This is a genomic window from Amycolatopsis sp. NPDC051128, assembly GCF_040682715.1.
In the GTDB taxonomy this organism is placed as follows: domain Bacteria; phylum Actinomycetota; class Actinomycetes; order Mycobacteriales; family Pseudonocardiaceae; genus Amycolatopsis.
The window spans coordinates 244575-270521 of record NZ_JBFBBN010000005.1; the positions used below are offsets into that span (position 1 = coordinate 244575).

29 protein-coding genes and 1 pseudogene are annotated in these 25947 nt (G+C 71.2%); 7 read left to right on the top strand and 23 right to left on the bottom strand.

Annotation, left to right across the window (positions count from 1 at the left end; all coding sequences use genetic code 11):
- Positions 1-114: 114 nt before the first annotated feature.
- Positions 115-885, bottom strand: a complete 771-nt coding sequence (locus AB0M82_RS08705; RefSeq protein ID WP_364718843.1) for a hypothetical protein — start codon at positions 883-885, stop codon at positions 115-117.
- A 93-nt stretch (positions 886-978) separates the two neighbouring features.
- Here AB0M82_RS08705 and AB0M82_RS08710 point away from each other — a divergent pair, with 93 nt between their 5' ends.
- Positions 979-1134: a hypothetical protein gene (locus AB0M82_RS08710; RefSeq protein WP_364718845.1), complete on the top strand. Its 156-nt coding sequence runs from the start codon at positions 979-981 to the stop codon at positions 1132-1134.
- 445 nt (positions 1135-1579) lie between these two features.
- On the opposite strand, the gene AB0M82_RS08715 is transcribed toward AB0M82_RS08710, so the two are convergent.
- Positions 1580-1939 carry a hypothetical protein gene (locus tag AB0M82_RS08715; protein WP_364718847.1) on the bottom strand — a complete coding sequence of 120 codons (360 nt, stop codon included), beginning with the start codon at positions 1937-1939 and terminating at the stop codon, positions 1580-1582.
- Positions 1936-2379 carry a MarR family transcriptional regulator gene (locus tag AB0M82_RS08720; protein WP_364718848.1) on the bottom strand — a complete coding sequence of 148 codons (444 nt, stop codon included), beginning with the start codon at positions 2377-2379 and terminating at the stop codon, positions 1936-1938. Before AB0M82_RS08720 ends, AB0M82_RS08715 begins: the two co-directional genes overlap by 4 nt.
- Positions 2380-2447: 68 nt before the next feature.
- Here AB0M82_RS08720 and AB0M82_RS08725 point away from each other — a divergent pair, with 68 nt between their 5' ends.
- Complete coding sequence (locus AB0M82_RS08725) at positions 2448-3065, top strand: class I SAM-dependent methyltransferase (RefSeq protein WP_364718849.1); 618 nt, start codon at positions 2448-2450, stop codon at positions 3063-3065.
- Positions 3066-3077: 12 nt separating this feature from the next.
- On the opposite strand, the pseudogene AB0M82_RS08730 reads toward AB0M82_RS08725, so the two are convergent.
- Positions 3078-3200, bottom strand: a pseudogene (locus AB0M82_RS08730) (ArsR family transcriptional regulator); the annotation flags it as partial.
- On the opposite strand from AB0M82_RS08730, the gene AB0M82_RS08735 reads away from it, so the two are divergent.
- The 3 genes from AB0M82_RS08735 to AB0M82_RS08745 all read left to right on the top strand — a co-directional run bounded on the left by AB0M82_RS08735 (position 3174) and on the right by AB0M82_RS08745 (position 5111).
- The gene (locus AB0M82_RS08735) at positions 3174-3485 is read left to right on the top strand and encodes a hypothetical protein (RefSeq protein WP_364718943.1); all 312 of its coding nucleotides are present in this window, start codon (positions 3174-3176) and stop codon (positions 3483-3485) included. The pseudogene AB0M82_RS08730 and the gene AB0M82_RS08735 sit on opposite strands and share 27 nt — an antisense overlap.
- A gap of 76 nt (positions 3486-3561) precedes the next feature.
- Positions 3562-3768, top strand: a complete 207-nt coding sequence (locus AB0M82_RS08740) for an aminotransferase class V-fold PLP-dependent enzyme (protein WP_364718851.1) — start codon at positions 3562-3564, stop codon at positions 3766-3768.
- A gap of 242 nt (positions 3769-4010) precedes the next feature.
- Entirely contained in the window at positions 4011-5111 is a 1101-nt protein-coding gene (locus AB0M82_RS08745) for a hypothetical protein (protein ID WP_364718853.1), read from the top strand.
- 282 nt (positions 5112-5393) lie between these two features.
- Here the strand turns inward: AB0M82_RS08745 and AB0M82_RS08750 are convergent, their stop codons facing one another.
- The 18 genes from AB0M82_RS08750 to AB0M82_RS08835 all read right to left on the bottom strand — a co-directional run bounded on the left by AB0M82_RS08750 (position 5394) and on the right by AB0M82_RS08835 (position 21404).
- The gene (locus AB0M82_RS08750) at positions 5394-5825 is read right to left on the bottom strand and encodes a hypothetical protein (RefSeq protein WP_364718854.1); all 432 of its coding nucleotides are present in this window, start codon (positions 5823-5825) and stop codon (positions 5394-5396) included.
- A 230-nt stretch (positions 5826-6055) separates the two neighbouring features.
- Entirely contained in the window at positions 6056-6751 is a 696-nt protein-coding gene (locus AB0M82_RS08755; protein ID WP_364718855.1) for a class I SAM-dependent methyltransferase, read from the bottom strand.
- Between the two features lie 24 nt (positions 6752-6775).
- Positions 6776-8011: a dihydrolipoamide acetyltransferase family protein gene (locus tag AB0M82_RS08760; RefSeq protein WP_364718856.1), complete on the bottom strand. Its 1236-nt coding sequence runs from the start codon at positions 8009-8011 to the stop codon at positions 6776-6778.
- Positions 7998-8990 carry an alpha-ketoacid dehydrogenase subunit beta gene (locus AB0M82_RS08765; protein WP_364718933.1) on the bottom strand — a complete coding sequence of 331 codons (993 nt, stop codon included), beginning with the start codon at positions 8988-8990 and terminating at the stop codon, positions 7998-8000. Before AB0M82_RS08765 ends, AB0M82_RS08760 begins: the two co-directional genes overlap by 14 nt.
- 56 nt (positions 8991-9046) lie before the next feature.
- Entirely contained in the window at positions 9047-10171 is a 1125-nt protein-coding gene (locus tag AB0M82_RS08770; RefSeq protein WP_364718857.1) for a thiamine pyrophosphate-dependent dehydrogenase E1 component subunit alpha, read from the bottom strand.
- Positions 10168-10620 carry a MaoC/PaaZ C-terminal domain-containing protein gene (locus AB0M82_RS08775; protein ID WP_364718859.1) on the bottom strand — a complete coding sequence of 151 codons (453 nt, stop codon included), beginning with the start codon at positions 10618-10620 and terminating at the stop codon, positions 10168-10170. Before AB0M82_RS08775 ends, AB0M82_RS08770 begins: the two co-directional genes overlap by 4 nt.
- Positions 10596-11966 (bottom strand): 3-deoxy-7-phosphoheptulonate synthase class II, encoded by a 1371-nt coding sequence (locus tag AB0M82_RS08780; protein ID WP_364718860.1) that lies wholly within the window; start codon positions 11964-11966, stop codon positions 10596-10598. The genes AB0M82_RS08775 and AB0M82_RS08780 overlap by 25 nt, the downstream gene beginning before the upstream one ends.
- A 51-nt stretch (positions 11967-12017) precedes the next feature.
- Positions 12018-12269 (bottom strand): chorismate mutase, encoded by a 252-nt coding sequence (locus tag AB0M82_RS08785; protein WP_364718862.1) that lies wholly within the window; start codon positions 12267-12269, stop codon positions 12018-12020.
- Positions 12270-12278: 9 nt separating this feature from the next.
- A complete protein-coding gene (locus AB0M82_RS08790) occupies positions 12279-12899 on the bottom strand; it encodes a transferase hexapeptide repeat family protein (protein WP_364718863.1) in 621 nt (206 codons plus the stop codon).
- Between the two features lie 28 nt (positions 12900-12927).
- Positions 12928-14136, bottom strand: coding sequence for an FAD-dependent monooxygenase (locus AB0M82_RS08795; protein ID WP_364718865.1), 1209 nt, complete (start codon positions 14134-14136; stop codon positions 12928-12930).
- On the bottom strand, positions 14133-14903 hold the full coding sequence (locus tag AB0M82_RS08800; protein WP_364718866.1) for an AfsA-related hotdog domain-containing protein: 771 nt from the start codon (positions 14901-14903) through the stop codon (positions 14133-14135). The genes AB0M82_RS08795 and AB0M82_RS08800 overlap by 4 nt, the downstream gene beginning before the upstream one ends.
- A gap of 25 nt (positions 14904-14928) precedes the next feature.
- Positions 14929-15447, bottom strand: coding sequence for a flavin reductase family protein (locus AB0M82_RS08805; protein ID WP_364718867.1), 519 nt, complete (start codon positions 15445-15447; stop codon positions 14929-14931).
- A gap of 6 nt (positions 15448-15453) precedes the next feature.
- Positions 15454-16998 carry a 4-hydroxyphenylacetate 3-hydroxylase N-terminal domain-containing protein gene (locus AB0M82_RS08810; protein WP_364718868.1) on the bottom strand — a complete coding sequence of 515 codons (1545 nt, stop codon included), beginning with the start codon at positions 16996-16998 and terminating at the stop codon, positions 15454-15456.
- Between the two features lie 284 nt (positions 16999-17282).
- The gene (locus AB0M82_RS08815) at positions 17283-18185 is read right to left on the bottom strand and encodes a LysR family transcriptional regulator (protein WP_364718869.1); all 903 of its coding nucleotides are present in this window, start codon (positions 18183-18185) and stop codon (positions 17283-17285) included.
- Between the two features lie 96 nt (positions 18186-18281).
- A complete protein-coding gene (locus AB0M82_RS08820; RefSeq protein WP_364718871.1) occupies positions 18282-18992 on the bottom strand; it encodes a siderophore-interacting protein in 711 nt (236 codons plus the stop codon).
- Positions 18989-19618, bottom strand: a complete 630-nt coding sequence (locus AB0M82_RS08825) for a TetR/AcrR family transcriptional regulator (RefSeq protein WP_364718873.1) — start codon at positions 19616-19618, stop codon at positions 18989-18991. The genes AB0M82_RS08820 and AB0M82_RS08825 overlap by 4 nt, the downstream gene beginning before the upstream one ends.
- Positions 19615-20832, bottom strand: coding sequence for an MFS transporter (locus tag AB0M82_RS08830; protein WP_364718875.1), 1218 nt, complete (start codon positions 20830-20832; stop codon positions 19615-19617). Before AB0M82_RS08830 ends, AB0M82_RS08825 begins: the two co-directional genes overlap by 4 nt.
- Before the next feature lie 176 nt (positions 20833-21008).
- Complete coding sequence (locus tag AB0M82_RS08835) at positions 21009-21404, bottom strand: response regulator transcription factor (protein WP_364718876.1); 396 nt, start codon at positions 21402-21404, stop codon at positions 21009-21011.
- Positions 21405-21695: 291 nt separating this feature from the next.
- Between AB0M82_RS08835 and AB0M82_RS08840 the strand changes: the two genes are divergently transcribed.
- A complete protein-coding gene (locus tag AB0M82_RS08840) occupies positions 21696-22049 on the top strand; it encodes a helix-turn-helix domain-containing protein (protein WP_364718935.1) in 354 nt (117 codons plus the stop codon).
- Between the two features lie 87 nt (positions 22050-22136).
- Here AB0M82_RS08840 and AB0M82_RS08845 read toward each other — a convergent pair whose 3' ends face one another.
- Entirely contained in the window at positions 22137-24809 is a 2673-nt protein-coding gene (locus tag AB0M82_RS08845) for an RICIN domain-containing protein (protein ID WP_364718878.1), read from the bottom strand.
- Positions 24810-25392: 583 nt separating this feature from the next.
- On the opposite strand from AB0M82_RS08845, the gene AB0M82_RS08850 reads away from it, so the two are divergent.
- Positions 25393-25878 (top strand): hypothetical protein, encoded by a 486-nt coding sequence (locus AB0M82_RS08850; protein ID WP_364718880.1) that lies wholly within the window; start codon positions 25393-25395, stop codon positions 25876-25878.
- Positions 25879-25947 lie beyond the last annotated feature (69 nt).

A 25947-nucleotide genomic window follows, 5' to 3' on the forward strand; every position in this document is an offset into this window, starting at 1 on the left:
CAAGCTGCGCGCGATCGCCGTCAACATCAACTACCGATACGTGCACGGCGAACTCGTCTACCTGTTCACCTCCTCAATGCGACATTCACGGCCGGGTCGGAGCCGCGGTGCCCGTTAGGGAGCGGCCAGAGCGGCTTCAGCGCTGCACGGAAGCTCCATCCGCTGGTCCCGCGCGCTGAGGGACCACACCCGCACCACGTCACCGACCCGGCGGCCCATCATGCAGTCCGAGTCCTCGACGCCCGTCCGGGCGAACAGGGCCACGCCGACGTCGGATCCCCGGACCTGGACGAAGACCTCCGGCGGGATCCCGGCCAGGTGGGTCTCGGGATCCACCGGGGGCGCGGGCATCCCGGCGGTCAGCGCCGCGCGGACCTCCGGCAGGCCGGCCGTGGCCGGCAGGTGCCCCAGGATGGCCTCGAGCGCCGGGGCGAACCCGGGCGGGATGTCCCGCCTCGGCAGCGGCGGCAGGATGATCGCGGCGGCGTTCGCCGGGCAGGTGATCCGCGACGGTCCCGACGACGTCCCGTAGTAGTCGAACTCGACGCGGTAGCAGGCGTCGAAGGCGTCCGCGCCGAGGTTCCAGTCCGTGTCCGGTGTCTCGTGGTGGATCCGCCAGACCAGGCGGGCCATCGGATCCCGGGGGTCGTCGTGGGGCAGGTCCGTGACCTCCAGGACGCCGAAGCTCTCGCTGCGCCCCAGCGGCGTGGCCAGCGCGGCGCGAGCGAACCCGGCGGCATCGGCCTGGCGCGGGTAGCCGATCGCGTCGGCGAGCGTGTCCGACTGCCGGTCCGTCTCGGCGTCACCCGCGACCGAGGGAACGAGCCAGAAGGACGCGACCAGGGCCGCGCAACCGAGCAGCACGACACTGCGTGAAACCTTCACAGCGCCCAGGTTATCTGCTCAAGGCGTTAACGCGGTCGGCATGATCCCGTTCGAGCTGCCCGACTTCCACGTTCCCGCCGGCTGCTGAGCACCGTGGGCGCGCACGCCCACGTGTCCCACACCGGGCCCCGCGCGGCCGAACTCTCCGCGGACAGCACCGACCTGCCGAACGTGCACTACTTCGAGGGCGTCCGCCACGGGGTCTCCCCGCGTGCGGCGCTGCTCTGCCGCCTGCTCCACCAGGCATGAACCGTTCGGGTGGGATGTCGCCGACGCCGACAGTTCGCCGGCAGGCGAAACGACTCGCTCCTACGGTGGAAGGCATGAGGGAAGCCCGGAATCCGGCCGCGACCGGGCTCGGCGGGGAAGCCGACTTCGCGACCCCCGCCGAGCTGGTCGGCCACCCCGCCCGGTCCGCCATGCTGCTCGCCCTGCTCGACGGCCGGGCGTTGCCCATGTCGCTCTTGACCGCCGAAGCCGGCGTGGCCCCGTCCACGGCCAGTGCCCACCTGGCGCGGCTGACCGAAGGGGGACTGCTGCGGGTGCGCCGTCAGGGACGCCACCGCTACTACCAGCTGGCCTCCCCCGCGGTGGCCGAGGCGCTGGAGGCGTTGGCCAAGCTGGCGCCACCCCGGCCGGCGCGCTCGCTGCGGACGGTCCGGAAGGCCGAGGCCCTGCGGGCCGGGCGCTCCTGCTACGACCACGCCGCCGGCCGGCTGGGCGTGTCCCTCATGCGGTCGATGCTCGAGCAGGGCGCACTGACCGGCGGCGACGGCCTGCACCACCCGGAGCGGGCCCGCCGCGACCGGCTCTCGGCACCGGGGCACGACCTCGAGTACCGCATCACCGACGCGGGCTGGGGGCTGTTCGACCGGTCGTTGATCATCACGCCACCGGCTTCCAGCAATCGAGCCGCGGTCAAGGCTCGGTCCAGACGCGCGGTGAAGATGCCCGCGTGGAGGCTGGCGCCGGATCGGTCGAGGACGTCGTCGACGGTGATCCAGCTATGGCCGGCCGGCCCGCCCCCGACCACGGCCACGTCGAGCACCGTCACGCCGGGTTCTCCGTGGCCGGGACGACCTCGTTCAGGATCCGGTCGGCGACCCGGACGAACGCCGCCAGGTCGGCGTCCGGCAGGTCGCCGAGGATCGCCCGGGCCGACTGGCGGCGGCTGTCGGTCATCCAGCGCGCGGTGTCGGCGCCCCGCTCGGTCAGGGCGACGGAGATCGCCCGGCGATCGGTCGGGTGCGGCCGCCGCTCGACGAGTCCGCCGTGCTGCAGCGTGTCGACGAGCCCGGTGACGTGCCGCGGGGTGCAGCCGAGTGCCTGTGCCAGCTCGCGCTGCACCAGGGCGCCGTCGCGAGCGAGCACGTAGATGACCTCGGCTCGGCTGGCGGTCAGGCCGCGCTCGGCCAGCGCCTGGCGCATCGCCTCGCCGAGCCGTGCGACGAGCTCGAACGCCTTGTCGAACACCTCGACCGGATCTCCTGCCACGCCCCATCCTCCAGTTCGTGTCTATAGTACATAGTGAAGTCACTTCATTATTGATGGGAGGCCAGGACGTGAGCGAGGACGACCGGGTACGGCGGCAGTGGGACAGCTACGCGTCGCGCTACGACCGGGACATCGGGTTCTTCGAGCGGGTGCAGTTCCGCGGCGGCCGGGAATGGGCCTGTGCGCAAGCTCATGGCGACGTGCTGGAGGTCGCGGTGGGCACCGGCCGCAACCTGCCCCACTACCCGGCAGGAGCGCGCTTGACCGGGATCGACTTCAGCCCGGCCATGCTGGACATCGCCCGCCGCCGCGCGTCCGGACTGGGACGCGAGATCGAGTTGCGGGAAGCCGACGCGCAGGCACTGCCGTTTCCCGACGCGTCGTTCGACACGGTGGTCTGCACGCTCGGGTTGTGCGGCTTCCCCGACGAGCGGGCCGCGATCGCCGAGATGCACCGGGTGCTGCGACCGGGCGGGAAGCTGGTGCTGCTGGACCACATCCGCAGCCACCATTCGGTGATCCTCCTCGGCCAGCGGCTGCTGGAGAAACTCACCGTGCGGATGCTCGGCGACTACCAGACCCGCCGCCCGCTGCCCCTCGTCGAGGAGGCCGGGTTCGTCGTGGATCGCCAGGAACGCCTCAAGCTGGGCATGGTCGAGCGGGTCGCCGCGACCAAACCCGCCTAGGTGCGACGCCGCTCAGGTGGCGACGGGCAGGCTGGCCAACCGCCATTCGAGCATCCCGTCGGCCAGGCGCCCCGGCCGGCCTTGCGCAGTGAGCAGGCGGACCGCGTCGTGGGCGAGCACGCAGTACGCGCCGCGCTCGGAGCCGGGACCGCGATGGTGTACCCGACGCCGCTCGCCACCACCATCGGGGACGTCGCCCACCCGGCCTGGCGAACCTGTGCCGTCGGGGTCTACCGGCCCTGGCGCGACGGCGGCTTCGCCGTCGGCGCGGTTCTCGCCGGAATCATCGCCGACGTCCGGGGCCTGCGCGCCGCCGTGTGGGTCGTCGCCGCGATCACCGCCGCCTCGGGTTCGACCGTCGCGATCCGCATGTATGAGACCCACACCGCTGCCGCGGCACAGGAGGAAGGCACATCGTGACTGTCCCGAGTGGACGCTTCTCGATCGACCTCTACTACAACGCCACCACGCCGGTGGCCCCCGCGTCACCGAAGCGATGCTGCCTTTCCTCGCCACCGGTTTCGGCAATCCGTCCAGTGACCACTTGTACGGCACCGCGCGACGTGGCGCTCTGCACCGGGCGCGCGAGCAGGTCGCCGCGCTAATCGGCGCGAACTCCGCACACCTCGTGTTCACCGCTTGCGGATCCGAGTCCGACCTCCTCGCCCTCCGCGGCGTCGTCCTCGCGTCCAGCGCCGAATGACCGCCTGGTCGCCCACCGCGCCGAAGCCACCTGGACATGGTCGGCGGCCCGGCCTTACGTCGAAGGCCGGACATGGTCGCGGCGAACAAGCTCGGCGAAAGGCTGCCGTGCTCGGTGACGCGGTCGAAGACGTCTCCAGCGGTGAACACCAGCCGGCTCCTTTGCCTGCACCCGAATTCGGCAACGGACCGGGGCGATCGAGGTAGCCTGGCGACCTGTGGCCCCGATCGAGGGAGATGCCGGTGGACGTTTCCTCAGCCGTTCCCGAGGGACTGCGCCCGGTGGTGACGACGTCGTCCGGAACGTTGCGGCTGGTGTTCGTGCCGCGCGTCATGCGCCTGCTGACCATGACGTGGGCCGGCAGCCTGGCCATCCCGTTCGCGGTGGCCGGCCCGCTGCTCGTCGTCGTAGTCCTGCCCGTGGTCGCCGTCTTCTTCGGATGGACCACGATGTGGCACACCGCCTTGGTGCTCGGCGGCGTCCTCGTTGCCCTTGGTTTGGTGCTGTCGGTCGCAATGCCATGGAGCCTGCGTTCCGGCGCACGGTGGATCGAGCTGAACCCGGGGGAGAATCCGGCGCGGGTGCTCGTCAAACGGCTGTCCGGGGCGACGCGGACCAGTGCGTTGCGGTCGATCGCCGTCATCGAACACGTGAAGCTCGCCGAACCCGCCGGTGTCGAAGTGGAGGTGCGCACGGCGGACGAGACTGTCCGGGGAGCCGAGCGGATCGACGTGGACGCCCGCACCCTGACGGAGTGGCTGAGCAGCCTGCCCGGCGTCGAGGTCGAACGCCGGAAGGTCGTCGACCGGGTCAATCCGACCCGCGACCGCTGGTGGCGGCGCACGCAAGTCGCCGCGGTGTGGGAGGCACCCGCCGACGCCGTCCCCGTGATCGCGGACGAACTCGGTGTGCGCTGCGATGTCTTCGTGCCCCGGGCCGCCGCGATGCAGGGGAACACCCACGCGATCGACGTCTACGACCCGGACGACGTTCAGGAGATCACCGACCAGCTCACCGGCCAAACCGTCGCGGCGTTCATGCTGCGCCGGCTGACGAGCTTCACGCGTGAGGCGAGGCTGCCCGCCGGCGACGACCCGCTGCTCCACCTCGTCAAGGACACCGGACTCGCCGAGCGGTACCGCACCGCGCTGCGGCAGCTACGCGATCCCGGCCCGGAAACCCACTCCTACGTCACATTCGCGCAGTACTCGCTGTGCCAAGCCGTGCGCGGCGAGCCCATTCCGGCTGCAGGTCCACCCCGATGGACACCACCACCCGACTTCGAAGCGGTACTCGCCACCTCGATGGCCGCCCCGTTTCCCAGGCCGACCCGATACGCCTGAACAGCCGAGAAGTACGGACTTCGGCCGCCAACGCGACTCGCGGGCCGAGGGCGAACCCGCGCTGGACAGCCGAGTCAAATCCTCTCCATCCCGATGATCACCGGCATCCAGTTCTCCGTGCCCTTAACGCGTGGATGTCAGCGGGAGCCATGCCAATGACAACGGCAGGCAGCCGCTGTGAGCGAGCGACCCACCGAGCACCTGGATCGGGTCTGGCCGGACCCGATCCTGCTGCCCAGTCTCAAGCAGCCGATGTGCGTGTGGGAGCCCGGTGGCCGGCCGTCAGCCGGGGCGTTCCGACCGCGCGATGATCGCGGGCAGGACTCGGCCGAACGAGCCCAGGCTCTTGAACGGCTCGCCGGACAGAACCCGCTCGGCGATGCCGAACGGGAGCGCCGTGTTCCCACTCACCACCACGACGAAGGCGCCGGGCGCCTGCTCGTGCGTACTCCATTGTCCACTGTAGACACGGACGAGCACCTCGCCGGTATAGGCCCCGACCAACTTCCACCACAGGTCGAAGCGCTGCCCTTCCAGCTGTCCCCCGGCTGACAGTTCGGCGCACACGCCGTCGAGTTCGTCCAGGCTGGCCAGGCTCCAGTCCAGCTCGCGGCCGAACTGGGTCGCCACCAACCTGACGCACTCCGCAGCGGTGTTGCGCAAGCCGATGGCCGGGTCTGTGGTCGTGCCGGTGATCTTGCCATCGGCGGGCACCTCGGACGACGGAATTTCGCCTGCGGTCCCGCCGCCCAGTCTTAAGTAGCCGAGGAGCGGATGACCGCTACCGTGGTCATTGGCAGAGTAGTGCTGGGATCACAGAGAGGACCGCCCCTCGCGGCGACGGACGCGCGACCGGTCCCGGTGCCGCCCTCGGAAAGGTGGCCGCGTGGAACCGACCGGCACCCGGAAGTTCGCCGGGGTCCGCGGCGGGCGTCCACCGGCTCCTAGGCGGGCACACCGCTCGGTTCGCGGCTGACGTAGGTCGAAGCCTCCAGGCCGTGCCCCAGCGGGACCTGCATGGAGAAGAACCCGTTCGCGCTGTTGCGCACGTGGTCGAGGTACGGCCGGGCCGGCACCTCGAACCGGCGCGTGGAGTTCGCGTAGACCTGCGCTCCGGGCCGCAGAGCGGGCTGCAGGAGGGTGAGCGCGTCCAGGTACGAACCCACCCAGCCGTCGAGGTACACCAGGTCGATCTGCTCGCCGAAGCCCTTGAACGTCCGCACGGCGTCCCCCGGCAGCACCTCCACGTGCGAGGCGAGGCCGGCCGCGGTGAAGTTCCACGTCGCGTCGCGCACCTTCCGCGGGTCGATCTCGGCGGTGATGACCGTCCCGTGGCCGTTGTCCCGCAGCGCCGCGGCGATGTGCAGGGTGGAGAAGCCGTACGAGGTGCCGAGTTCGACCACCACTTCCGGCCTGATCGAGCGGACCGCGGAGTACAGCAACAGCCCGATCTCCGGCGGCGAGGCGAACGAACCCGTCCGGTAGACGTCGAGGACGTCACCGAACTCCGGTGTGTCCAGGCCGCGCGACAGCCGGTCCAGCGCCGGCTCCTCCCCCGGGTCCCAGCCGCTCCGGCCGCCGATCCGGTCGAGCACGCCGCGCACCTTGGCCTCGTCGAGACACGTTCCGCCGTTGAGCATCTGCTGTCCTTTCCGCCGTCGGGGTCAGTTGTCCACGAGGAGCCGCAGCGGCTCCTCCACGCAGTCGGCCACGTGGCGCAGGAACCCGCCCGCCACGGCGCCGTCGCACACCCGGTGGTCGAAGGTGAGACCGAGCTGGACCAGATCGCGCAGCTCGATCCCGCCGTCGCGGCCCCACGGCCGGGCTACGATGCGGCCCACGCCGAGCATCGCCGCCTCGGGGTGGTTGAGCAGCGGCGCGGCGCCGTCCACCCCGAACACCCCGTAGTTGTTGAGCGTGAACGTCCCGCCCGACATCTCGGCGGGGGTCAGCTCACCCGACCGGGCGCGCGCGACCAGCCGGGCCATCTCGGCCGCGAGGGCGGCGGTGCCCAGCGCCTGCGCGTCGCGCACCACCGGGACCACCAGCCCGTCGCGGCCCTGCGCGGCGAACCCGAGGTGCACGGCCCGGTGCAGGACCAGCTCACCGCGTTCGGTGTCCACAGTGGAATTGAGGTCCGGGTGCCGCGCCAGCGCGGCTACGCAGATCCGGCCGAGCAGGGCCAGCAGCCCGATCGGCCGGGCGTCGGTACTGATCCGCCGCTTCGCCGCGCGCAGTTCCGTCGCGTCGGCCTCCACCCAGCAGGTCGCGGCCGGGATTTCGGTGTGGCTGCGGGTGAACTGGTCGGCGGCGGCCTTGCGGCGGCCACGGATCGGCACCCGCCGGGCTCCGTCCGCCGCCGCCGGCGTCGCGGGCCGGGTGGCGGCGACGACGTCCGCGCGCACGATCAGCCCATCGGGGCCGCTGCCGCGCAGCTTGGCCAGGTCGACGCCGTGGTCCTTGGCCAGCCGCCGCACCACTGGTGAGGCGACCGCGACGGCCCCGCGGACCGGCGCCGCCACTGGCCCGCCGGAAGCCGGCCCGCCGGAAGCCGGGGCGCCGAACAGGTCACGCCGGTTCCGGGTCCGGCGCTGGACGGTGCCGTAGCCGACGAGGACCGGGCCCGAGCCGGAGTCCCGCGCGACCGGCACGTCCTCGTCCTCACCCGCCACCACCAGCAGTGGCTTGCCGATGGCGAGGGTCTCCCCTTCGGCCGCGCACAGGACCGTGACGATCCCGCCGTGCGGGCTGGGCACCTCGACGGTCGCCTTGGCGGTTTCGACCTCGGCGACCGGCTGGTCCACCGCGATCAGGTCCCCGACGGCGACGAGCCACTTGACGACGGTGGCGTCGATCAGCCCTTCGCCCAGGTCGGGCAACAGGAATTCATGCGCCGGCACCGGAACCACCCCCCGGACGACCGTCCCACTGCAGCCGCGCGAGGGTGTCGAGCACGCGGTCCACGCTCGGCAGGTGGTGGCGCTCCAGCTTCGGGGGCGGGTACGGGATGTCGAAGCCGGTCACCCGCAGCACCGGCGCCTCCAGGTGGTGGAAGCAGCGCTCGGTGACCCGGGCCGCGATCTCCGCGCCGACGCCGCCGAACCCGGTCGCCTCGTGCACGACCACCGCGCGGCCGGTCCGGCGCACCACCTCACACAGCGTCTCGTCGTCCAGCGGGACCAGACTCCGCAGGTCGAGCACGGCGACGTCCAGCCCCAGCGGCGCGGCGGCCTCCGCGGTCTCCAGGCACACCTCCAGGCTCGGCCCGTAGGTGACGAGCACGACGTCGCGGCCGGGGCGGCGCAGGACCGCGCGGCCGATCGGCGGCACGTCGAGGGTGCGGCGGAAGGGCTGCTTGCTCCAGTACAGCCGTTTCGGCTCGAGGAACACGACCGGATCGTCGCTCGCGATCGCCTGCCGCAGCAGGCCGTAGGCGTCGTCGACGGTGGCCGGGGTGACGACGTGCAGCCCGGGGGTGTGCGTGTAGTACGCCTCGGAGGAGTCGCTGTGGTGCTCGACCCCGCCGATGCCGCCGCCGTAGGGCACCCGGACGGTCAGCGGGAGCGACACCGCGCCCCTGGTCCGGTTGCGCATCTTCGCGGCGTGCCCGACGAGCTGCTCGAAGGCCGGGTGGGCGAACGCGTCGAACTGCATCTCGACGACCGGGCGCGCGCCGTAGAGGCACATGCCGATGGCGCTGCCGAGGATCCCGGCCTCCGCGAGCGGCGTGTCTGTGCACCGGTCTTCGCCGAACTCGGCGGTCAGGCCGTCGGTCACCCGGAACACCCCGCCGAGCACGCCGACGTCCTCGCCGAGCACGTGCACGGACCGGTCCGCCGCCATGCTGTCGCGCAGAGCGGCGTTGAGCGCGCGGGCCATGCTTTCTTCGACGTCGCCGGGGGCCCGCCGGACCTGGGGGCTCGTTTGGACACTGGTCACGGCCTGCTGCTCCCGTCGGGATCTTCGGTGTCCCCGGAAAGCTCGGCGAGCAGGAACTCCTGCTGTTCGAGCAGCTGGGGGGTGGGTTCGGCGTAGACGTGGTCGAACAGGCCGAGCGGCACGGCGTCGGGTTCGACGTGCATCCGGGTCCGCAGGTCCGCGGCCATCCGCTCGGCCGCGGCGTGCGCTTCCCCGGCCGTCCGGGCGTCGAGCAGGCCGGCCTCCCGCAGGTGCTGCTCGAGCCGGGCCAGCGGGTCGCGTTCGCGCCACCGCTCCACCTCGGCGGCGGAGCGGTACCGGGTCGCGTCGTCGGCGTTGGTGTGCGCGTCGACGCGGTAGGTCAGCGCCTCGACCAGGGTCGGGCCGCCGCCGTCGCGGGCGCGGCCGACGGCTTCGGTGAGCACGCCCAGCATCGCCGGCGCGTCATTGCCGTCGACGAGCACACCCCGCACGCCGTACCCGACGGCCTTGTGCGCGAGCGTCGGCGCCGCGGTCTGCTTGGCGAGCGGCACCGAAATGGCGTAACCGTTGTTCTGCACCAGGAACACCACCGGTGAGCGCCACACCCCGGCGAAGTTCAGCGCCTCGTGGAAGTCGCCCTCGCTGGTGCCGCCGTCGCCGACCAGGGCCAGCGCGACGACGTCGTCCCCGGCGACCCGCGCGGCGTGCGCCAGGCCGACCGCGTGCGGCAGGTGGGTGGCCAGTGGGGTGCACAGCGGCGCGACCCGGGTGGCCTGCGGGTCGTAGCCGGTGTGCCAGTCGCCGCGCAGCAGCGTCAGCGTCTGCACCGGGTCGACCCCGCGCGAGACGACCGAGAGCGTGTCCCGGTAGGTCGGGAACAGCCAGTCCTGGGTGGACAGGGCCAGCGCGGCGGCCACCTGGCAGGCCTCCTGCCCGGTGGACGAGGGGTACACCGCCAGCCGGCCCTGCTTCACCAGCGCGGTCGCCTGGTCGTTGTACCGGCGCCCGAGCACGAGTTCGCGGTGCAGGCGCAGCAGGACCTCGGGATCGACGTCCGCCGCGGCGGGGGTGCCGAGGACCCGCAGCGGCTCCTCGGTCGGCAGCAGCGCCGCGGCGTCGGGCCGCGCGGGGACGGTGACAGCGGCTTCGGTGAGGGTCATCCGGCCACCGCTTCCCGGCGGCCGACGAGGACGCGGGTCCGCAGGGTCAGGACGTCCTCGCCGTCCGCCCCCGCGGCCGCGACCAGCAGGTGCACCACCCCGGTGTCCGGGCGGCGCGGGTGGCCGACCGCCCGCTCGACCTCGGCGCGCACGGCCAGCACGTCACCGGCGAACACCGGCCGCAGGTACCGCACCTCGTCCAGGCCGTAGGAGCCCCGGCAGGCCGAATCGGCCAGCAGGTGCGAGACGTACAGCCGGGTCGCGTGCGCGGTGGTGTGGTTCCCGCTGGCGACCAGCTTGCCGAACGGGCCGGCGCTCGCCGCCGCCTCGTCGGTGTGGAAGGGCATCGGGTCCCACTGCCGGGCGTAGCCGATGATCTCCTCTTCGGTCATCGCGACCTGGCCGAGCTCGTGCTCGTCGCCGGTCACGAAGTCCTCGAAACAGCGCATGCCGTCCTCCTGCCCGCCGCGGCCCGGTCCTCGAACACCATCGCGAGTTCGAGGGCCAGGTGCAGCGACTGGTCGTGGTTGAGCCGCGGGTCGCACGCGGACTCGTAGCGGGTGGCGAGGTCCTCGAAGCCGACGCCCGAGCTGCCGACGCATTCGGTCACGTCCTCGCCGGTGAGCTCCAGGTGCAGGCCGCCCGCGTGGGTGCCCAGCTCGTGGTGCACCGCGAAGAAGCCCTGCACTTCCCCCAGGACGTCGTCGAAGCGCCGGGTCTTGTGGCCGCTGGGCGCGGTGATCGTGTTGCCGTGCATGGGATCGCACACCCAGATGGCCGGGGAGCCGCTGTCGCGGACCCGCTCCACCAGCGGTGGCAGCAGGTCGCGGACCCGGTCGGCGCCCAGGCGGGCGATGAAGGTCAGCCGGCCCGGCTCCCGGGCCGGGTCGAGCCGCTCGGCCAGCGCCACCGCCTCGTCCGGCCGGACCGTCGGGCCCAGCTTGACCGCGACCGGGTTGCGCACCCGGCTCGCGAACGCCACGTGGGCGCCGTCGAGCCGGCGGGTGCGTTCGCCGATCCACAGCAGGTGCCCCGAGGTGCCGTAGTCGTGCCCGGTGCGGGGATCGGTGCGGACCAGCGCCGTCTCGTAGTTCAGCAGCAGCGCCTCGTGGCTGCTGTAGAAGTCCGGCGCGCGCAGGTCGCTGTCGGCGCCGGCGTACCCGGCGAGGAACCGCAGCGCCACCGAGATCTTCTCGATCAGCTGCTGGTGCCGTTCGTTGCGGGGACCGCGGGCCGCCATCGCCCGGATCTGCTCGTACAGCGCGGTCAGGTCGATGCCGTCGTGCCCGACCAGCGCGCTGATCTCGTCGAGGGTCTCGGCCGAGGAGCGGTACGTGCGCAGCAGCCGGCCGGGATCGATCCGGCGGGCCTCCTCGGTGAACTCGACGTCGTTGACCGCGTCGCCCAGGTACGACGGCAGCGTCACGCCGTCTCGGGTCTCGACCGGCCGGGAGCGCGGTTTCGCGTACTGGCCGGCGATCCGGCCCACCTGGACGACCCCGAGCCCGGAGGCGCAGGCCAGGATGACGGCCATCTCCCGCAGGCAGCGCAGCTTGCCGCGCACCGACTCCGGCGTCGACCTGGCGAAGGTTTCCGCGCAGTCGCCGCCCTGCAGCAGCATCGCCCGGCCGAGGGACACCTCGGCGAGCCGGGCCCGCAGCCGGTCGCACTCGCGGGGCGCGACGAGCGGCGGGTAGCCGGCCAGCTCCGTCTCGACCGCCACGATCTCGGGGCCGGCGGGCCAGTCCGGCTGGTGCAACGCGCTCTCGGCGCGCCACGTCGGCAACACGGTCATGTTCGGGTCCTTCCGGGCTCGGGGCTCCTGTGGGGACGCGCTGGCGCGGTCTCAGCCACGGCAGAGCCGCAGGAGGGTTTCGGCCAGGGCGCCGCCGGTGCCGCCCAGTGCTTCGCGGTAGTGCCCGATGACGATCTCTTCACGCCCTTCGGCGATCCGGGGGCCACCGGTCTTCGTCCGCCGCTGCTGGATGCTGCGGGAGATCTCCAGCCGCTGCCGCAGCAGCGCGATGATGGACTCGTCGAGCTGGTCGATCCGGGCCCGGTCGGTCCGGAAGTCCGGGGTTCCCTGCTGGTCCGGCACTGCCTGCTCCTATCTGGCGCGGTAGCTGTGGAGGGTGACGTGGACCGGTTCGGTCCCGTCCGAACCGGTGAAACCGCGGCGGCCGGGCTCTTCGCGGGCGGCCGGCACGGTCTCGCGCAGGCTCGCCAGGCTCCGCCGCGCGAGGTCCTGGTAGGTGCGGGTGCCGTTGGCCTTCCAGTCGATCTCGCCGGGGGTCAGCTCGCGGAGCACCTTGGCCGGGCTGCCCGCGATCAGGGACCGGGCGGGCACCCGGGTTTCGGCCTTGACGAAGCTCATCGCCCCGACGAACGCCTCGTCCTCGACGACGACGCCGTCCATCAGCACGCTGTTCATCCCCACGAGCACGTCCCGGCCGACCCGGCACCCGTGCAGCACGCTGCCGTGGCCGACGTGCCCGTTCTCGCCCACGACCGTGACCGAGCCGGGGAAGCAGTGCACGACGCAGCCGTCCTGGATGTTCGCTCCGGCGTGGACCTCGATCCGGCCGAAGTCACCCCGCAGGCTCGCCAGGGGGCCGATGTAGCAGCCGGGGCCGATCAGGACGTCGCCGATGAGGACCGCGTCCGGGTGCACGAAGGCCTCCGGGTCGATCACCGGGACCACGCCGTCGATCTCGTAGACGCGAGCCATCTGCCGCGTTCCTTTCCGTTCCGGGGTCTCAGACGCCGAGACCGAGCTCGGCTTCGGCGTCGAAGCCGTGGATCCAGGCGACGTTGTCGGGCAGGTGCTTCAGTCGCTCGTCGCGTTCCCGTGCCTGCGGCCCGTCGGGGACTTGGAAGCACTTGCCGTTGACCCGCGAGCCGATCTGCAGCTGCCGGGACCGCGGCTTGCGCAGGGCTTCGTACCGCCGCAGGGCTCCGGCGATCTCCGCCGGCTCACCGGCGCCGGAGAGCAGGCCCGCCAGCACGACCGCGTCCTCGATCGCCTGGTTCGCGCCCTGCCCGTGGTGCGGCAGCATCGCGTGGGCGGCGTCGCCGAGCAGCGTGACGCGGGAAGTGCTCCAGCGCGACAGCGGTTCCCGGTCGTACAGCGCCCACTTGCCGACGCTGCGGGCCCCGGCGAGGATCGACGTGACCACGGCGTTCCAGCCGTCGAAGGCCGCCACGGCTTCACCCACGTCGCCGCGGGTGACCCAGGACTCCCGGGTCCAGTGCCGGTCCGGGACCACGGCCAGGAAGTTGATCAGCCGCCCGCCGCTGACCGGGTAGCAGATGAAGTGCCGCCCCGGTCCCGGGAACAGCCACAGCGCGGGCTCGCGCGGGTCGAACCCCGGGCCCGGCGGCAGGTCGTCGACCGGGGTGAGCCCGCGCAGGCCGCTGGTCCCGGAGAACGTCGCCTCCTGCGGCCCCCACACCGCTTCCCGCAACGCCGAGTGCACGCCGTCGGCGCCGATGACGACGTCCGCGCGGGTGGTGACGCCGTTGCCGAAGACCAGTTCCACGCCGTGGGCGTCCTCGGTGACCGACGTGCACTTGTGTCCCAGGTGGACGGTCCCGCCGGCGAACCCGTCCAGCAGCAGCTGGTGCAGGTGGCCGCGGTGCACCGTGTAGTACGGCGAGCCGAACCGGCCGGCGTAGTGGTCGCCGAGCTCGTGGGAGCAGAACACTTCGCCGCTCGCCCACCGGTGGAACTGCGCGTGCGACGGCAGCACCGCGTCGGCGCGCAGGGCGTCGCCCAGGCCGAGCCGGTCCAGCAGCCGGCTGGCGTTGGCGCCGATCGCCACGCCCGCGCCGACCTCGGCGAACCCTTCGGCCTGCTCGTAGACCGTCGCCTCGATGCCCCGGCGGCGCAGGGCGACCGCCGTGGCGAGCCCGCCGATGCCGGCGCCCACCACGGCGACCCGCGGGGACGCCTGCGCCGGGCTCACCGGGCGGCCGCGGGGTTTTCCAGCACCGTGGCCAGCGTCTGCTTGGCCCGGCGCTGTTCCTTGTCGTCGATGGCGCCGAGGTCGATCGCGGCGAAGTCGATCCGCGTCACCGCGGCGGGGCGGCCCGCCTGCTCGATGGTGACCTCGTGGGAGAACACCAGCTGCTCCGGCTTCTCCAGATCGGCCGTCAGCACGGTGAGGCGCAGCGTGGCGCCGACGGGGAACAGGAAGTTCTTGAACGCGGTGTTCATGGCGTTGATGACGAGGTAGTACCGCCGGCCGGGGGTGCGGCCGAGGTAGAACCGCTCGGTCACCGCCACGAACATCTGGCGCGCGGCCTCGACCGCCACCATGCCCTGCACGTGCGCCCGGGTCTGCGCGTCGAGGACCAGCTCGTTGTCGTTGTGCAGCCGCAGGTCGGCGGTGTAGACCCCGGCGCTCTCCTCGGTCAGGTTGGCCACCAGGACGTTCTGCGCCTGGCCCTTGTGCAGCTCGTGCCGGTCGGCGAGGTTCTCCTCCCGGCGCAGCAGGCTGACCCGGGACTCCTCGATCCCCCGCCGCGTGAGCGCGGCGAGCAGGAACGTGCCGGAGTAGTCGTCGATCCCCTGCCCGGCCAGGATGTGCAGCGGCCAGGGCCCTTCGTCGAACTCGCCTTCCGCGATCGCGGCGACGAGCCCGCTCAGCGACCAGGCGCCGACCGACTCGGCGAAGTCGTGGAAGCGGTCCCCCACGACACAGATGACGCGCGGCGACCCGGTTTCGGACATCGCGATACCTCCAGGTGGGCTGCCGTCAGCGCGGCAGGTCGGAAAACGGGGTGTGGTAGGCGCCGCGGTGGAACACCAGCGGCGGCGCCGGGGTGGTGCCGAGCCCGACGACCGAGCCGATCACCAGGACGTGGTCACCGAGCTCGACGCAGCGGTAGAGCTCGCATTCGATCGTCGCCGGGCTGCCGTCGAAGACCGGGCAGCCGGTTTCGGGGCCGGGGTGCCAGGCGCCGACCTCCGTCAGCGGCGGCCGGCTGCCGTGCGGGCGGCTCAGGGCCTTGGCCACCTCGACCGTGCCGGAGCCCATGATCGAGGCGGCCCAGACGCCGGACCGGCGCAGCCGGGTCAGGAAGGTCGAGTCCTGCCGCAGGTACAGCGAGACCAGCGGCGGGTCGAGCGAGACGGAGGTGAAGCTGTTCACCACGACCGCGTCCTCTGCCTCGCCCGGCCTGCCGTGCACCAGGGTGGACACGACGCAGATGCCGGTCACCAGCTCGCTCATCACCGTGCGCAGGCGGTCGCGATCACCGGTCAGTGTGGTCACGACGGGTCACATCCCGCGCAGCGCCGGGCTCTTCGGCCCGTGCAGGTGCGGCAGCTTCCAGCCGTCGACGTCGTACTCCGACAGGCACGAGTCGACCAGGGCGGTGTACTCGTCGAACTTGCCGGTCGCCTGCTGTGCCTGCAACACCTCGAACCGGATCTGCTCGTGGTTGCCGGCGTAGTTCATCTCGTACAGCTCGTGACGGCCGCCGAACTCGGTCCCGATCGCGTCCCAGATGAGCTTCATCAGTTTGACCCGCTCCTGCGCGGGGACGCCGCGGCCGCGGATGTACTTGTCGAGGTACGGGCGCAGCTCGGGCACGCCCCAGTCCGCGGCGGCGGAGTTGTTGTAGATCAGCGCACTGCCGAGGTCCTTGTAGAAGATCTCCTTGATCTTCGGGTACAGGCTGGTGGCCAGCACCCGGAAGGCCATCGCGGTTTCGCCGTTCGGGGCGAGCGTGCCGTCGGGCCAGGGCGTGGGGTTGTGCACCATCGAGTCGATCAGGCCCCAGAACACGCTGCGGTAGGACAGGACCTCGCCCAGGCGCCCCTGCACGCCGCGGTAGTCGAGGGTGCCGGTGGTGTCGAGGCCCTTGGCCAGCAGGCCGGTGAGGAAGTCGAGCTTCACCGCGAACCGGACGCAGGCGTGCAGCATCGCGCGGTAGAAGAAGCCGGAGCCGACGAAGAAGTTGTTCGCCTTCTCGACGTCGTAGCAGAACACGTCCTCCCAGGGCACGAAGACCTGGTCGAACACGAGGATCCCGTCGTTCTCGTCGAACCGGCTGCTCAGCGGCTGGTCGAACGGCGTGCTGGTGGCCGCGGCGACCTGCTCGTAGGACCGCCGGGAGATGATCTTCAGCCCGGACGCGTTCATCGGGACGATGAAGAACGCCGAGAACTCCTTGCCGTTCTCCGGGATCCGCGCGTAGCTGCCGACGAAGATGTGCTGGGTCACGGCCGCGCCGGTGCCGACCACCTTCGCGCCGGACACGAAGATGCCGGCGTCGGTCTCCCGGTCGACGGTGAGGTAGACGTCCTTGTGCTCGGTCATCCCGCGGTGGCGGTCGATCGGCGGGTTGACGATCCCGTGCCCGATGAACATCACCTTCTCCTGGGCCTTGCGGTACCAGTTGGCGGCGTTGTGCTCGAACGGCGCGTAGTGGTCGCCGTTGGACCCCAGGGTGGACAGGAACGCCGCCTTGAAGTCCGGTGTCCGGCCCACCCACCCGTAGGTCATCCGCGACCACTCGGTCATCGCCTCGACGCCCGCCCGCAGGTCCTCCACCGACCGGGGAGCCTTGAAGTAGGGGTGCGTGAAGCCACCGTTTCCGGTGTCGGTCGGCACGATCAGCTTCTTGCTGGTGGCCGGGTCGTGCAGCGAGTCGTAGAGCCGCGCGATGGTCCCGGCGTTGTTGCGGAACGCCGGATGCGCGGTGACGTCCTCGACGCGTTCACCGCCGATCCAGACCTCGCGCCCGTCCTTCAGGCTGTCCAGGTATTCCGCGCCGGTGTAGGGAAGTTCCACGGATTCGGGTCGCGAGCTCGTCATCATCCACCCAGTTTTCGTCTCGTTCTCCGGACCCCTACAGCATCTCCGGCGCGCGGCCGGGCCAGTACCCGCCTTTTGGTACTAGCCGTTAAGGGTTATGGCGAACGGGACCGGGAATTCCCCGGACGGGAGACGATCAGGTGGCGCGGGCATTCCGCACATCGGCGCCACGGCATTCTTACCCTCGTGGCGCCGGCGTCAAACACCTGGAAGGGTGCCGCGGGGGCTTGGAGGCCGGGTGGTGGAACGTTCGACGACCCGGCGGTGCCGACCACCGGGACAGGCTCTCAGCCCGCCAGTTCCCGGTGGCAGACGTCGCGGAACTGGCGGCGCAACCAGCGGTGAGCCGGGTCGGCGTCCATCCGGGGGTGCCAGGCCTGCGAGATCGCGACCGGCGCGCTGATCGGGTAGTCGACCTCGGCGAGACCGAACCGGCCGATGGCCGAACCGAGCACCCTCGACGGCACGACCGCGACGAGGTCCGAGGCCGAGGCCGCTTCGAGGGCCACGTAGAACGACGCCACCACCAGCCGCACCTGGCGGCTCAGGCCGTCGCGCTGCAGGAGGTCGTCCAGGGGGCCGTGCGTCCGGCCACGCCGGGAGACGTTCACGTGCGGGTACGCCGCGACCCGCTCGAGGGTGGCTTCGCCGGTCACCAGCGGGTGCCCCTTCCGCACGGCGATCACGAACCGGTCGTCGAACAGCCACTCGACCCGGACCTCGGGGCCGAGGTGCCCGATCACCCCGATGTCGAGGTCGATCTCGCCCTCGCGCAGCGCGTCGACGTCCTCCGCGCCCTCGGCCGCGAACCGCAGCACGGCGTGCGGCGCGCTCTCGCCGAGCCGTTTCACGAGCGGGCCGATCACCGCCGAGGCCGACGCGTCACTGGCGCGGACGACGAAGGTACGGGTCATCGACGACATCTCCAGCGGGTCCTGCGGGCGCAGGAGCACCGAGGCCTCCTCGACCAGCCTGCGAACCCGGTCACGCAGCGCCAGCGCGTGGGGGGTGGGCACGAGCCGGCGACCCGCCCGCACGAGAACCGGGTCGCCGAGCTCGAGCCGTATCCGCGACAGCGACCGGCTCACCGAAGGCGCGCTGAGCCCCAGCTTCTCCGCCGCTCCGGTCACACTGCATTCCTCCAGCAGCGCGTCGAGAACGACAAGCGTATTGAGGTTCAGAGCCTTCATACCGCCAGTTTATCGGGAGGTACGCGGTGCGAATCGAACTTCCTGGGGAAAGGGGCAACGGGGACCGCCCGTAAGGGCAGTTGCTTGAAAGTTCAGCTACTCGCGATGATCGGCTTCGCCGTATTTCCAATAGCCTTTGGCCGTGAATTCACCGCGCTCGAGGCCCCATTCGCCGAGAAAGAGCCGACGTGCTTCGTGCACGGCTCCGGCCTCGCCCGCCACCCAGATCACCGAGTTGGCGGAAGGCTTCGGCAGTGCGCGCAGCGCGGGGGCGAGCAACGCGCCCTTTTTCGTTCCCGCGCGCCGCCGCAGCGAGCACACCGACGTCCTCGCCGGGTCGACGGGCGGCAGCTCGTGCTCACCGCCCTCGAGGATCGCGGTCACCCGGCCGTGCCCCTCGGGCAGCGAACCGAGGATCGAGGCGATCGCCGGTGCGGCGCTTTCGTCGCCGGCGAGCAGGTACGCCGGTCCGGGCTCCGGGTGGGTGAACCCGCCGCGGGGCCCGGCGACGGTCACGACCTCGCCGAGCAGCGGCGCCTCCGCCCAGCGGGCCACCGGGCCGTTCCCGTGCAGCACGATGTCGAGGTCGATCTCGGCGAAACGCTGCTGCCGCACGGTGTAGGCCCGCCCGACCTGCGCTCCGGTGTCGGGGTCGGTGACGAACAGCTTGACCCACCCGGCCGGGTCGTCGAACCGGACGCCGTGGGCGCCGCCGAGCACCAGCGTGATCCGCACGAACGTCTCCGACAACCGGACCACGTCGACCACCGACGCCGGCACCCGGTGGCGGACCGGCCGCGTCGTCACCCGTGCTCCCGGCGTGCCTGCCCGACCACCGAGCGCGCCACGTCGGCCAGGAACTCCGGGCTCGAGGAGATCCCGAGCACCACCGAGCGGTAATAGAGGGGGCCGAGCAACCGGTCGAGCAGGTCGGCGAGCTCGGCTTCCCTCGTGGGCGCGCAGTCCAGCCGCTCCAGCACGGCGCGCAGCCCGGCCAGATCCCGTTGCCGTTGCGCGAACAGGAAACCTTCCCGGAACCGCTGGGCGGTGTCGGCGTCGTGCAGGGCCTGGCCGATCAGGCTGTGCATGACCGCGCCGGCGGCTTCGTTGCGCAGGAACTCCTGGAGCCGCACGAGCTGGCCGGTCAGCTCCGCCAGCGGCTCTCCCCCGCCGTCCTCCCAGGCCAGCGCGGCCTGCCCGTCCTCCTCCAGGTTGTCGAGCAGGATCTCCACCTTGGACTTCCACCAGCGGTAGATCGTCTGCTTGGCGACCCCCGCGCGGCTCGCGATGCCCTCGATGGTCACCCCGGCGAAACCGCGTTCCACCAGCAGGTCGTCCGCGGCGTCGAGCACGGCCTGCCGGGCGCTCACGTTGCGGCGGGGCCCCGCGTGCCCGTGGGAGTTCTTGCCGGCGGAGGAACGTGTGCTGGTCATTCCGCTGCTTTCTTCCGGCTGGTCAGGCTGAGCAGCACGCCGGCCGCGATCAGCGCGACCACGATCGCGAACGTGGTCCCCGCGACCCGCAGGCCCGCCAGCTGGATCAGCACGCCCACGCCCACCGCGGGCAGGGACAGCATCGCATAGAGGATGGCGAAGAACGTGGACACGGCGGCTCCGCGCAGCTGGGGCGCGGCACCGGTGGTGATCGCGAGCATGCCGCAGCCGATGGCGGCCCCGGTGCCGAAACCGGTGGCCACCGCGGCGAGCAGCAGTGCGGTCAGCGAAGCGGCGAGCACGGCGAGGGCGACGAGCGCGGACGCCAGGATCAGGGCGAGGCACGCGGCGGGCAGGGCGGTGGCCGGCCGCATCCGCCGGAGCGCCAACTGACCGAGCGCGGTGCAGGCGAAGGCCAGGAACACGACGAAACCGGTCAGCGCCGGGCTGGTCTTGTGCAGCACGGAGCCGAGCAGGATGCCGGCGACCGCGGTGAGCACGCCGAGCACGGCGAAGCCCGCGCCACCGGTCATGGCCGACCGCAGGAAGACGCCGCGGATCTCGCGCGGGACGTGCAGCCGCTGCGGGGTCAGCTTCAGCTTGCCGGTGGCGGTCACCGTCTCCGGCACGAACCACAGGGAGACCAGCGCGATCAGCAGCAGGCCGCCGTGCACGATCCACGGCAGGCGCAGCGGCACGGCCCCGGTGGCCGCGAGCAGGCCGGCGATCAGGTTCCCGCAGGCCAGGCCCCCCATGTTGGACAGCAGGGTGACGATGGGCGCGCTTCCCTTGCGCGCCAGGGGGAACAGCTCCATGATGCCGGCCGTCGCCGCCCCGGTGACGAGAGCGGCGGAGAAGCCGGACAGCACACGGCCGACGAGCAGCGCGGGCAGGCCCTGCGCGGTCAGGAACACGACCGCGGCGGCCGCGGCCAGCAGCAACGCGGTGAGCACGACCGGCTTGCGGCCGACCTGGTCCGACACCCGGCCGAACAGGAGCAGACCGGCGACGACGCCCACGGCGTAGACGGCGAACAGGATCGTCACGGCCAACGAGCCGAACGCGAACTGCGACTTGTAGAGCGGGTACAGCGCGGTCGGCACCGTGGTGCCCACCATCACGGCCCAAAACGCGAAGGCGGTGATGGCCGCCATCGGACCCCGTGAGCGCTCGGCGACCGGCGACGGGCCGGGCGAGGTCTGGATGTTCGACACGCGAAGCACTCCTTGCTGGTTTGCGGGATCGCGCGAAGCACGCGAAGAAGGTCCCGGAGGAAACCCGACAGTTGACTAGTCGCAACGTTGAGTCTCGATCAAAGCATAGACGCACCGTTGCGTCAACGCTTCACGACAGAATCGTGCCCCCCGGGAACCCGCCGTCGGAAGAGCCGCTACCTGCCGGTTTCCACCAGCCCCAGCCGGAGAGCGCTCAGGACCGCCTCCGTGCGCGAGGCCACCTGGAGCTTGGAGAAGACCGTCTTCAGGTGCACCTTGACCGTCCGCTCGGAGATGCACAGGGTCCGGGCGATCAACCGGTTCGACTTGCCTTCGGCCAACTCCCGGACCACCTCGAGTTCCCGCGGCGTGAGCTGGCAGCCCAGCCCCCGGCGCAGGCCGGGAGCGGTCACCCGGGCGACCGCGGCGTCCTCGGCGCTCAAGGGGTAGCCGATCACCGTCTTGACGACCTCGTCCGGCCCGCCCACGGCCGGCTCTTTCGGATGCATTCGCGCCAGCAGCATGATGATCATGCTCTGGGTTTTCAGCACCTCGCCGAGCAGGTGCGCCACCCCTTCGGAAACGGACTCGTGAAGGTCACAGGTCGCAACAGGCATGACAATCCCCCAGATACAGTGACGAAAGTGAATTGCGCGTCATCGCGCGGATACGGCGCCCTGCCGATTGCCGGTGGGCCCGCCGCGGGCCAATGGCCGAAGCTGCGCATTCGGACCGGCCGAGTCTAACCTCGGCGTCACGAAACGGACAACCACAACACTGCACAAAGAGACTTTTTACCAGGCGCAACAACGGCCTCCGGGGAGCAATCCACTACCCCGAACGGACCCGTGCCGGGATCGCGCGTGGAAAATTGCCGAAATGCCGGGAGAGCGCGTGAAGATCATAACGCGAACGCCCGGCGTTCGCCCCGCGGCGACGAAGACGCCGCACGACCGGAGAGGACGTGGCACGTTCGTCACCGCGGACGCCGAGGTTGCGCGAGATGCCGGTCTTCTCCCGGAACCGCCGCAGGGAACGTTCGCCGCGTTCTGCGTGGTGCCCGCACCGCCGAAGGGCTGGGGCTGCGCAGGCCGGCTCACAAGCTGGGAGTGTCGGCTCAGGCTTTGTCCCGTTGGGAGACGGGAAAGCGCGCACCGGCCATCGAGGACGTGGCCCACGTCCTCGGCGGCAGCTCGCTTGCCGACGTTCGGAGTTGACGTCTCGCCGCCGCCCCTGGCCGCAACGCCGAGCGGCCAGGGGTAGCGGTCGACGCCGCGGCGGCAGGCGAGAACCGGGTCGTCCGGTCAGGCCCGGTTCAGTTGCCACTGCTGGTTGGGCCCGCCGTTGGCGGCCCACTGCACGACCTGCGCGCCGTCGCTCGTCGCCGCACCGGAGACGTCCGCCACCAGTCCGCTGTCGTGGCTGACGATGGTGTAGTAGCCGTTGCCGGTGGACCGCAGATACCACATCTGGTTGGTGCCGCCGTTGGCCGTCCACTGCTGCAGTTGCAGCCCGGCCGTGCTGCTGTTGGCGTTGACGTCGAGCGCCTTTCCGCTCGGGACGTACTGGAGGGTGTAGGAGCCGTCGGAGGTCGTGGCGATGGTCCAGGAGGCGGTGCCGCTCTGCTGGACCACCTTGGCGCCGTCCGCGGTGGAGTTGCCCGCGACAGCGAGCGGCTTGCCGCTGTTGCGGTTGACGATGCGGTAGGTGCCCGGTGCGGGACTGTCTCCGCCGCCTCCGGCGAGGTTGAAGTACTCCACCGCGTCGGTGAAGACGGGGTTACCGGACTTCGTGGTCGACAGCTGCAGGTACACGCGGTTGCCGGTGGCCGGGGTGGTGAAGGACACCGGCTGGGTGACCCGCGAGCCGAGCGGGACGGCCAGGGTCGTGCTTCCGGACGCGACGACCGCGCCGTCCGGCGCGTCGAGCCGCGCCGTCCAGGTGAAGCCCACCGAGGTGTCGGCGAAGTCGTCGTTGAAGACGGTGATGTTGCGGGTGACCGTGGCGTTCCGGGCGTAGTTGGGCACGGCCTGCGGCAGCGGGAAAGTGCCGTTGGAGTCCGAGGCGCCGGAGGCCGACCAGAACGGCAGGTCGACCGCCGCCACCGGGTTGTACGCCGCCTGTACGCGCTGGATCTGCGGGTTGCTCCAGGGGGCCGGGAGGTTGTCCGCGCCGTAGATGGGGTGGCCGCCCTCCTCCGGGGTGAAGTCGGTGGTCCGCACTCCGGGCACGACGCTGGCCCAGGCGGACAGCAGGGTATACGGACGCAGGTCGGTGGCGTTCTTGCCGCGCTTGGCCAGGGTCGCCGTGGCGAACCACTCGAAACCCTGCTTGTTGTTGCACGCCGGCCAGATGAACTCGCCCTCGCCGTCGGGCCGACCATTCGCGGTGACCACGCCCTCCCCGTACCTGCCGAAGCCGTCGATGTAGTGCGAGATCACCGCGAAGTTGGGGTACGTCATCCCGGGGTAACTGTTGACATTCGCGCCGACGCCCAGCTCGGCAATGACCGGCCGGGTGCCGTCGGCGCCGTTCATCGCCGCGTACAGGTCCTTCTCGAACTGTTCGGAATCCTGGCCGCTCTGGTTCGGCTCGTTGTTCTGACTCCAGCGGATGACCGCGGGGTGGTTGCGGTCGCGCAGGACCAGCGCACGGGCGTGGTTGACCATGTTGTCGTGCCCGGCGATCCAATCCTGCCCGGACTGGGAGCCGCGAATCGCGACCTCGTCGATGACCATCAGGCCCATCTCGTCGGCGACATCCAACATGTACGGGCTTGCGGGCTCCTGGTGGACGCGTATCACGTTGTAGTTGAGGCGCTGGTAGTTGTCCACCGTCTGCGGCCAGCCGCCGTTGTTCGACGAAGGGGGCAGGAAGCCGGGCAGGGTGTCGTAGGCGTCGCCCTTGCCGCCGTTGTTGATCCGGTCGTAGTCGGCACCCTGGAGGTTGTCGCCGCGGAAGTTCACGCGCACGCCGTTGAGGTAGTAGTAGTCACCGTTCTGGGTGGCCTCCCGGAACCCGAACCGGTACGTGGCGTCGCTGGTGTGCCCGTCATCGGTGACGGCACGCACCGCAAGCCGGTGCAGCTGCGCCCGGTACCCCGGCCGGTACGGCACGTTGGGCCACCAGTACGAGGTGCTGTCGGGGTTCCACGCGACCGGCCCGACGGTCACGGTCGCGGTCGAGTGGGCCGCCACGGTGACCGTGCGGCTGGGCAGTTCCGGGTAGCTGAAAGCCGTTCCGTTGTCGGACGACAGCGACCCGGTCAACGTCACCGACCGGGAGCTGCCCGACGTGTTGCGCACCGACACGTCGTAGCTCAACGTCTTGTTCGCCACTGACGTCCGCACGAATGTGTCGCTGACGGACACCGCCGGGTACGTCCGCAGGAACGCCGAGCGGTAGATCCCCTGGGGGACCGCCTCGGACCACTCGGCGGCGTCGGGCACCAGGTACCGGCCGTTCGACGCCTTCAACGCGCCGCGGCCCTTCACGTCGACGCTGATCGTGTGGGTGCTGCCGGGGGCCGCGTAGGCGGTGATGTCGAAATTCGACGGCGTGAACGCCGTGGTCTGCGTCGCCACCACCCGGCCGTCGACCGACAGCGTCGCCTGGTGGTTGACCGCGCCGAGCTCGATCCACGTCGACTGCGGCTGACCCGAGTCGGGCACGGTGATGTTGCGCGAGTACACCGCCTCGTTCACGTCGGTGAAGCCCTGCTTGTACCAGCCACCGCCGGGCACGGTGATCGAGGTCGTCCCCCGACCCGTCGGCGTGAAACTCCACGTCCCGGCCAGGTCGACCGAGGCGATCGCGGCGGCGCCGGCAGCCGCGGCCGCGGGTGCCGGCTGTGGTGCGACGGCCGGCTGTGCTGCGGCGGCGGGTTGTACCGTGTCGATGATCGCGAGGAGTGTGGCGCCGGCCAGCGCTGCGCGGGCGAAACGCTGAGATAGCGTGCGAGGACGGTTCTGACGCATCAAGAAATCCCTTTCACGGGTCGCGTCTACGGGGATACACCGATCATCGGACCCATCGCCACTACTCGCCGGGGCCGCCGGAATGGAGAGGTCCACTATGGACTCGTCTACCGGCTCCATGCCAGCGGAGCAGGTCATCGGTCGGTAAGCAATCGTGCTCGAACCGGTTCGAACAGAACGATAAGCGGGGTCGACTCGTGGTGTCAAACATGTCTATGGCTTGCGACGAAAGAAAAGCGCGATCCCGTGAAACTTTCAGGCCGCGACTGGGTGCCCCGCCGCCTGCGTTGACGTCGAGCACTTTGCCGCCGGGAACGGAGCACCCGTGAGCGGCCGTGGCGGATGGCCCATCGGCCGGCGCCCGTGATGCCGTGGCCAGCACGTGCGGGAGACCGGCTAGCGCTGGCTCCACTGCTGATTGCTTCCGCCGTTGCCGGGGGTTGCGCTGTACCGAGACGTCCAAGATGGACACGGTCGACGTTACCGAAACCCGAGAGCTCCAGAACCAGGGCGGCCACCGCGAGTGCAGCAGCGTTTCCGGGCCGCCGGGCAACCGCGGCGGCCTTCCTGGCGTACTGGTGGCATGACGTCGTCGAGGTCCTGGCTGCCCGAGGCGGCCTTGTTGTGGCTTCCTCTGGTGGTGCTGGTCGGCGGGCTCGCGGTGGTGTGGACCGGCGTTTCCATGGCCGTGGATGTGAACCGGTCGGCGGGGCTCTTCCCGGGACGGGTCGTCGCGACCGACGTCCGGGAGCGCCTGACCGCGGACGTCCGGTACACCGGACCCGACGGGGTGACGAGGACGGAGACCTTCGAGCACCACCAGGGGCGGGTGAACGTCCCGGGGCGCCGGGTGCAGATCCGGGTGTGGCCGGACGAACGGCGCGCGGAATTGGACCTCGGTGACAAACACACCCCGGTCATCGTGGCCGGCAGCCTGCTGACTCTGCTCGGCGCGGGCGGCACCGTCCTGCTGTTCATGTGGCATCACGGCGTGAGGCTGGACGTGAAGGTGAAGAAGTGGCGTACGCGGTTCGATGTGTGCTTGTGGTGGCTGTCTCGCTGGCGTTGACGTCTCTTCTGCGATGAGACCTGGCGAAGGGATCGCCCTGCCGGTGTTCGGGGCTCTTGCCGTTCGGCC

Coding starts and splice junctions, on each gene's coding strand:
- AB0M82_RS08740 (WP_364718851.1), top strand. CDS start 3,562: ATGCTGCCTTTCCTCGCCACCGGTTTCGGCAATCCGTCCAGTGACCAC.
- AB0M82_RS08755 (WP_364718855.1), bottom strand. CDS start 6,751: ATGCTCAACGGCGGAACGTGTCTCGACGAGGCCAAGGTGCGCGGCGTG.
- AB0M82_RS08765 (WP_364718933.1), bottom strand. CDS start 8,990: ATGGCCCGCGCGCTCAACGCCGCTCTGCGCGACAGCATGGCGGCGGAC.
- AB0M82_RS08770 (WP_364718857.1), bottom strand. CDS start 10,171: ATGACCCTCACCGAAGCCGCTGTCACCGTCCCCGCGCGGCCCGACGCC.
- AB0M82_RS08775 (WP_364718859.1), bottom strand. CDS start 10,620: ATGCGCTGTTTCGAGGACTTCGTGACCGGCGACGAGCACGAGCTCGGC.
- AB0M82_RS08780 (WP_364718860.1), bottom strand. CDS start 11,966: ATGACCGTGTTGCCGACGTGGCGCGCCGAGAGCGCGTTGCACCAGCCG.
- AB0M82_RS08790 (WP_364718863.1), bottom strand. CDS start 12,899: ATGGCTCGCGTCTACGAGATCGACGGCGTGGTCCCGGTGATCGACCCG.
- AB0M82_RS08800 (WP_364718866.1), bottom strand. CDS start 14,903: ATGTCCGAAACCGGGTCGCCGCGCGTCATCTGTGTCGTGGGGGACCGC.
- AB0M82_RS08810 (WP_364718868.1), bottom strand. CDS start 16,998: ATGATGACGAGCTCGCGACCCGAATCCGTGGAACTTCCCTACACCGGC.
- AB0M82_RS08815 (WP_364718869.1), bottom strand. CDS start 18,185: ATGAAGGCTCTGAACCTCAATACGCTTGTCGTTCTCGACGCGCTGCTG.
- AB0M82_RS08825 (WP_364718873.1), bottom strand. CDS start 19,618: ATGACCAGCACACGTTCCTCCGCCGGCAAGAACTCCCACGGGCACGCG.
- AB0M82_RS08845 (WP_364718878.1), bottom strand. CDS start 24,809: ATGCGTCAGAACCGTCCTCGCACGCTATCTCAGCGTTTCGCCCGCGCA.
- AB0M82_RS08850 (WP_364718880.1), top strand. CDS start 25,393: ATGACGTCGTCGAGGTCCTGGCTGCCCGAGGCGGCCTTGTTGTGGCTT.